Raw genomic sequence first — 6,000 nt, forward strand, 5'->3', positions numbered from 1 at the left:
GGGTTAGAGGAAAGACCTAAAAAGCAAAAGGCACGATGAGCAGCTAAAACCGCTGATCGTGCCTTTTTTTGTGGAAAACTTCCGATTGTCCTCTAAAAGGACCGTCTATTTGTCCCATTAATTATGATTATAAGCGAACGATTGTTTAAGTGTGTATCCCATTAATGTTTTTTCAATAATGTGAAGGTCGAACAACTTATCGATCCCGCTTACGATATCATCTTCTGAAAATCTGTTTGCTTTAACTTCTGACCAGCGTTTGAATTCATCTACAATTTCAGCTTGTGTTAATTCTTGTTTTTCCTTCAATAAATACGTAATAGTAGACAAACATTCTAATTCATGATTAGTACTGAGTGCGTTAATGTATTCTGCCGCTTTTTTAATAAATGGTTGTAACGTTGCAAGCTTTGATTCAACTTGACCACTTACAATTTTATTATATAAAATACAGTAGGCCTCTTGCGTATTTTCAACCCCATGATACTTCTGATATTCTTTAATGTTCTTACTAAGAATAGCAATAGAATTATCGTACGGACCGTATTTATGTCTTGTGAAATTGAAATAATGCTCCCCAGAAAAAATATCCATATAGAAAGCCGTCTTTTGAAGTCGTAACGTATCAAATTTCTTGAGGTGATGTTTGATATCCATTAAAACAAGCCCTGATAAACTTAAATTAGGTTCAGCTTTTGGTTGGGATACGTAATTTTGTGACGGTTCGTATATAAGGATTTGAACATTTTCATCAACATCGGATAGCTTTTTCTCAATTAACAATTTCACATCATTCCAAATCAAACCACCATTTCCGCTCCCTAAAGGTGGAATAGAAATCGATTGAATACCCAATTGCTCTATTAACTTTACAAGCTCGTTCAGTCCTTTTTCTACATATTCAATCTTAGACTTCGCTCTCCACTTGTTTTTAGTCGGAAAGTTAATGATGATTTTACCATCTTCTTTATAATGATGTAGCTTCCCAATTTGTAGTTCTCCTGTTTTACAGGCTTTGAGATAATCTTTATTATTGTTAGGAAACTGCATTTTGAACTGATAAGCGATCCCTTTCCCCATATAGCCTTCACAATTTACCGTATTCACCAATGCATCTGCTGATGATTTTAATAAATCACCTGAAGTATAGATAATCATTTTTCACCCCACTTTCTTAAACGGATTTTTCTATAGCCAGTAACCAACATCGACAAATGGCGGAGTTTTGGTAATTTCCTTTGACTGTAATTTCTCCCTTACTAGTGACCTTGTTTCTTCATTTTTCACATATATACAATGAAAAAGCTTGGCTGGAACAATTAAAGGCGTCAAACATTCAGCCATTTTTACATTCTTAGTATACCGCAGCTGTCTGAAGATGTTTTCTTCAGCAGGATTTTCCCTTGCACTAATAAATGCATTTCTAACTTTCTCTATGTCGATGGTATGGTCCAAAGATGGATTGGCTTTATACCATGTCTTTTCATTAGTCCAATCATCGTCGTCTTTCATTCCGTAAATGACTGGATAAAAAGTAGGGTCAATCTTTCTTCCCTCGATAATGTCTACCGCTTTTTGATGGACTTCCTAACAAATGGAGTTCCGATCCGTACCTGCAGTCGTAATTAAAAAGAAAAGCGGCTGCAGTCGAGCATCCCCAGAACCTTTTGTCATAACATCAAATAGCTCTCGGTTTGGTTGGGCGTGCAATTCATCAAAGACAACCGAGTGAACATTAAGACCATGTTTCGTGTATGCTTCAGCAGATAGCACCTCATAAAAACTATTAGTAGGTGTTCTCCTTAACCGTTCCAAATACATCTGGGATAATTTGGTCTTGCCAAGGCAACAGATCGAAAGAAACCCATTGGTCACCTCTTTCTTTTTCAACTAAAACGGAATAACCCCCAGTAAAACTCTAACAACCCGCCCATCAGCAAACATTTCGATTTCCTAATGGAACCCAGGAACCGCCCCTTCTCCCATAAAGAAAAACCAATTCGCGACAATAAATGAAAATCCTACAGTACAAAAGACTTAGAATAACCCGATTACAAAAAATCCACCAAGACACATTGCCCAGGCGGATTTTTGTTTATTCATTCTCACACAACCCAGCCACCCACACCCCATGCCTTCAGTTGTAAAAAAATGGTGGGACAAGGAACCTGTCCCTATGTCCCTCTCATACGCGATACCCCCTCATTAAAATCACGCTCATTGTTTTCGCCATTTCTTCCGCTGCCATTGAACCAGCCTGTGAATACCACTTGTAAGACCAGCTGCAAGCTCCTAGAATTGTTTGTACCGCAATCGATGGGTCAGTTTGAATGAAACACCCTCCCTCCATCGCCTTTTTATAGAGATCTGTGCAAGTTTTATAGTATTCGTCAATAAGTTTAATGGTTTCTTTGGTTGCCTGTTCAGGTAAACTTTTTTGTTCCTCAAAGAAAATACCCACGAATATTTTATTTTTCAGAATGAGCAATAAGTGTTGAATAACCATTTGCTCAAATTTTTCCGAGGGTTTTATATTTTGATTAAGCACTTTTTCTGAGTAAGCTGTCACCTTTTTCAAAACTTCGCGAATGATTGCTGTGATGATTTCCTCTTTATTTTTAAAATAGTGATAGATTGCAGGACGAGTGATCTCCAATTGTTTTGCTACTGTTTCCAGACTTGTATTTTTATAGCCCTTCTCAAAAAATAGTGCAGCAGCTTCATCAATAATCCGTTCCCTTGTTACCTCTTTATAGTTTCTCATTTATATCACCGTCTCTCTTCTAATATAAAAAGTTTACAAGGAAGGTTGAATTTTCGCAATATGGCGTTGATTTTCCTTTAATTACGTGTTAAATTTAGAATAATTAGATAATTTACTTACTAGTAAGTAAATTATCTTGCTCTTTATTAATTTCAGTAAAGGGGTAAAACAAAAAAATATTTGATGGGGAACCAGAGAGGCCAACCTTTTAAAACCTATGCATAGGTCCTAAACTAATTTCAGAGGATCGGGATCAACTGGAAATTCTTCTAGAAAGAGCTCTTACTAATATACGAGGGGGGATATCATGCGCAAAGTGCTTGTTGAACAAGTTGGTCCTGTTACTGTGATAAAAATTAATCGCCCGGAGAAACACAACTGCATCGATGGGGAAACAGCCGGTCAATTAAATGAAGCTTGGGTCAACTTTCGCGATGATTCTGATGCAAGGGTGGCGATTCTTACCGGGGAAGGAGCCTCCTTCAGTTCCGGAGCGGATTTGAAGGCGATTGATACCTTAAGACCGAATGATCAATATGATCCTCAGTTCGTTTACAACGGTAGCGGATATCTGGGGTTCACCAGGATGACGGACATTTTCAAGCCCACAATCGCAGCAGTGAACGGGTACTGTTTTGCTGGTGGATTGGAGATGGCTGCCTGGTGTGATATTCGAATCGCTTCGGAAAACGCAGAGTTCGGCTGTCTAGAACGCAGATGGAATGTACCGCTTGTGGATGGGGGTACACAAAGGATTCCCAGGATTGTGGGCTGGGGAAGGGGAATGGATTTGATTATCACAGGTCGGAGAATCAATGCAAGAGTTGCACTGGATTGGGGTCTCGTCACAGAGGTGGTTGATTCTCAACATCTATTGAACCGTGCAATAGAACTTGCCCAACAGATTGCTGCTTATCCGCAGGGTTCACTTTTAACGGATAAACAAGCGGCGGTCAGAGGTTGGGGGTTGCCGTTGGAGGAAGCCTTACGTATTGAATGTCAACTTGGTATGCCCCATACAAAAAGCTTTGAAACAGAAGAAGGATTAGGAAATTTCAAAAATCGTAAACAATAAGGGGGATGAAGAGAATGATTGCTGCAGAATTGATTCGCCGTGGCGCTGTATATTATCCTGATAAGATTGCTGTCATTTATGAAGGGGATTCACGTACATTCAAAGAAGTGAACCAAAACTCCAATCGGCTTGCAAATGCTCTCCACAAACTTGGCCTCAAAAAAGGCGATCGGGTGGCCTTTTTGCTTGCCAATTCAGTCCAAAGTGTAGAAATTGATTTTGCAATGATTAAATCGGGACTTGTACGCGTCCCTTTGAATACGAGGCTTTCTGAGCAAGAATTAATTCACATGATTAATGAAACGGATGCAAAAGCATTACTTTTTACAGAGGAGTTTGCTGAAAAAGTTGCAACTTTGCGTCCACAGACCCCAGATTTGGAATGGTATTGTCAAGTTAATGGTGTATCAACGTACGATTGGACAATTCCGGTTTCTAAAGAAATGGAGCTAGTCTCTGATGAAGAACCCGAAGTCGAATTGAAGGAAGATGATCCTGTAACTCTTCAATATACGTCAGGTACAACAGGTAAATTGAAAGCGGCCATTCATACACAACGTTCATGGGCAGCTATCGCAGCAAATATTTTGTCTACACTCACAATAAAAGAGGGCGACATGATGATGCATGCCGCACCACTCACTCACGCATCCGGAACACTCATCCTCCCTCACTGGGTGAGCGGAGCTTCAAATGCCATTTTGCCAGGTTTTGAACCAAAGTCTTTCCTTGAAGCGGTTGAACAATTAAAACCGACAACCCTGAACCTTGTACCAACGATGGTAGTCATGTTGCTGTCATACCCTGATGTGGGAAAATACTCATTCAATTCCGTCCGCTCCATCATCTACGGTGCCTCTCCTATGCCTCGCGAAGCACTGAAAAGAGGATTGGAATTATGGGGACCGAAGTTCATCCAATACTTTGGCCAAACCGAAGCTCCACTTATCCTGACGGTAATGGGGATTGACGATCACGTGGAGGCACTTGAAAATCCTCAACAATACAACCGACTTCTATCCTGTGGAAGGCCAACGGTAACAACAGAATTAAAGATTGTAAATGAAGAAGGACAGGAAATGAAGGCAGGGGAAATTGGCGAGATTATCATCTCCTCCAGTCAGGCAATGGCTGGTTATTGGAAAGAGGAGCAACTGACAAAAGAGACGATGAAGGGAAAGTGGGTATATACCCGTGATATGGGATACATCGATGAAGATGGCTACATGTATCTTGTGGATCGAAAATCAGACATGATTATTAGTGGCGGCTATAACATTTATCCTCGTGAGGTGGAAGAGGTGCTCTATCAACACCCTGCAGTGAGAGAAGCCGCTGTCGTCGGCGTACCTGATGAAAAGTGGGTGGAGACAGTCAAAGCATTCATCGTACTAAAGGAAGGAATGACTGCAACATCAGCAGAACTCATCCTGCATTGCCAACAGCATCTAGCTTCTTATAAAAAACCAAAATATGTTGTATTCATTGATAGCCTTCCGAAAAGCGCTGTCGGTAAAATTGTAAGGAGAAAGCTTCGGAGGGAAGATAACCAGGCATCTCCAAAATAATTGTCTGTTAAGCATGGCTGAGAAGCAGCTTCAAGTTGAACATTAGTTGGGCATGCAATTGGTTGGGAAATCGAGTAGATGACTAGCCATTAATTGGCTAGTCGACCTCTCACACCACCCTGCGTACGAATCCATACAGGGCGGTTCAACCTTTTAAGTATCGTTTCTCATAAAGTCGGGACATATCCTTGAGTCCCCATTTTATGAGCCTTTCTCTTGTTATTGTCCTATGGACGATGGACTATTTCGCTCCTAGAGATGCGCCAGTCATCGCATCATTATTATGGTTTATGCCATATTTTCGAAGCAATTTATATCTTGAGATTTAAAATACCCATGCCGCTACAAGCCCAGGACAAATAACCCCAGCAAAACTAAAACAACCGACCATGCAGCAAATATTTCGATTCCCGAATGAGACCTAGGAAGAACGAAATCGCTCTACGATTGCTCAAAAACCTACCAATCAAGTCTAATTCTTTATAGTATAATAGTGGTACCCGCAATGGAAATAAGGTGCAATTATTGAAATCCCGTAATTCAACACATATCCAGAATATCCTTCTTTTAAATCCTGCATTCCCGAAGCTACT

At 40.3% G+C, this 6,000-nt stretch carries 4 protein-coding genes and 1 pseudogene; 2 read left to right on the plus strand and 3 right to left on the minus strand.

What is annotated here, in order from left to right:
* Positions 1-117: 117 nt before the first annotated feature.
* The 3 genes and pseudogenes from darG to UB32_RS00615 all read right to left on the minus strand — a co-directional run bounded on the left by darG (position 118) and on the right by UB32_RS00615 (position 2,764).
* Positions 118-1,158 carry a type II toxin-antitoxin system antitoxin DNA ADP-ribosyl glycohydrolase DarG gene (gene darG / locus UB32_RS00600; RefSeq protein WP_044390343.1) on the minus strand — a complete coding sequence of 347 codons (1,041 nt, stop codon included), beginning with the start codon at positions 1,156-1,158 and terminating at the stop codon, positions 118-120.
* Between the two features lie 30 nt (positions 1,159-1,188).
* Positions 1,189-1,812: pseudogene (locus tag UB32_RS20335) on the minus strand (terminase large subunit domain-containing protein); the annotation flags it as partial.
* Positions 1,813-2,185: 373 nt separating this feature from the next.
* Complete coding sequence (locus UB32_RS00615) at positions 2,186-2,764, minus strand: TetR/AcrR family transcriptional regulator (protein WP_044390348.1); 579 nt, start codon at positions 2,762-2,764, stop codon at positions 2,186-2,188.
* A 307-nt stretch (positions 2,765-3,071) separates the two neighbouring features.
* On the opposite strand from UB32_RS00615, the gene UB32_RS00620 reads away from it, so the two are divergent.
* Together UB32_RS00620 and UB32_RS00625 are read left to right on the plus strand one after the other, a co-directional pair.
* Entirely contained in the window at positions 3,072-3,839 is a 768-nt protein-coding gene (locus tag UB32_RS00620) for an enoyl-CoA hydratase-related protein (RefSeq protein ID WP_044390349.1), read from the plus strand.
* A 14-nt stretch (positions 3,840-3,853) separates the two neighbouring features.
* Complete coding sequence (locus UB32_RS00625; protein ID WP_044390350.1) at positions 3,854-5,407, plus strand: class I adenylate-forming enzyme family protein; 1,554 nt, start codon at positions 3,854-3,856, stop codon at positions 5,405-5,407.
* Positions 5,408-6,000: the final 593 nt, after the last annotated feature.

The sequence above is a fragment of the Mesobacillus subterraneus genome (assembly GCF_000934845.1).
GTDB lineage: Bacteria > Bacillota > Bacilli > Bacillales > Cytobacillaceae > Mesobacillus > Mesobacillus stamsii.